Raw genomic sequence first — 1503 nt, 5'->3', positions numbered from 1 at the left:
CTGAGGACAAGCCCTCGGCCTATTAGTACCGGTCAACTCCACCCCTCACAGGGCTTCCATATCCGGCCTATCAACCCAGTCGTCTACTGGGAGCCTTACCCTCTCAAGGAGGTGGGAGTGCTCATCTCGAAGCAGGCTTCCCGCTTAGATGCTTTCAGCGGTTATCCCTCCCGAACGTAGCCAACCAGCCATGCCCTTGGCAGAACAACTGGCACACCAGAGGTTCGTCCGTCCCGGTCCTCTCGTACTAGGGACAGCCCTTCTCAACACTCCTACGCGCACAGCGGATAGGGACCGAACTGTCTCACGACGTTCTAAACCCAGCTCGCGTACCGCTTTAATGGGCGAACAGCCCAACCCTTGGGACCTACTCCAGCCCCAGGATGCGACGAGCCGACATCGAGGTGCCAAACCATCCCGTCGATATGGACTCTTGGGGAAGATCAGCCTGTTATCCCCGGGGTACCTTTTATCCGTTGAGCGACGGCGCTTCCACAAGCCACCGCCGGATCACTAGTCCCTACTTTCGTACCTGCTCGACCCGTCAGTCTCACAGTCAAGCTCCCTTGTGCACTTACACTCAACACCTGATTGCCAACCAGGCTGAGGGAACCTTTGGGCGCCTCCGTTACTCTTTAGGAGGCAACCGCCCCAGTTAAACTACCCACCAGACACTGTCCCTGATCCGGATCACGGACCCAGGTTAGACATCCAGCACGACCAGAGTGGTATTTCAACGTCGACTCCACGACAACTGGCGTTGCCGCTTCAAAGTCTCCCACCTATCCTACACAAGCCGAACCGAACACCAATATCAAGCTATAGTAAAGGTCCCGGGGTCTTTCCGTCCTGCTGCGCGAAACGAGCATCTTTACTCGTAATGCAATTTCACCGGGCCTATGGTTGAGACAGTCGAGAAGTCGTTACGCCATTCGTGCAGGTCGGAACTTACCCGACAAGGAATTTCGCTACCTTAGGATGGTTATAGTTACCACCGCCGTTTACTGGCGCTTAAGTTCTCAGCTTCGCCCGACCGAAATCAGACTAACCGGTCCCCTTAACGTTCCAGCACCGGGCAGGCGTCAGTCCGTATACATCGCCTTACGGCTTCGCACGGACCTGTGTTTTTAGTAAACAGTCGCTTCTCGCTGGTCTCTGCGGCCACCCCCAGCTCAGAGTGCAAGACTCATCACCAGGAATGGCCCCCCTTCTCCCGAAGTTACGGGGGCATTTTGCCGAGTTCCTTAACCATAGTTCACCCGAACGCCTCGGTATTCTCTACCTGACCACCTGAGTCGGTTTGGGGTACGGGCCGCCATGAAACTCGCTAGAGGCTTTTCTCGACAGCATAGGATCATCCACTTCACCACAATCGGCTCGGCATCAGGTCTCAGGCCATATGAACGGCGGATTTGCCTACCGTTCGCCCTACACCCTTACCCCGGGACAACCACCGCCCGGGCTGGACTACCTTCCTGCGTCACCCCATCGCTCACCTACTAC

The 1503-nt window shown here is 56.4% G+C and carries 1 rRNA gene; it reads right to left on the bottom strand.

The window, feature by feature from the left end:
- Positions 1-2: 2 nt before the first annotated feature.
- Positions 3-1503, bottom strand: a 23S ribosomal RNA gene (locus ACFC1R_RS38780); the annotation flags it as partial.

The sequence above is a fragment of the Kitasatospora sp. NPDC056138 genome, assembly GCF_042264695.1.
Classification (GTDB): Bacteria; Actinomycetota; Actinomycetes; order Streptomycetales; family Streptomycetaceae; genus Kitasatospora.
Note: the sequence above shows the minus strand (reverse complement) of the source record. Positions and strands in the feature narration are given on the sequence as shown.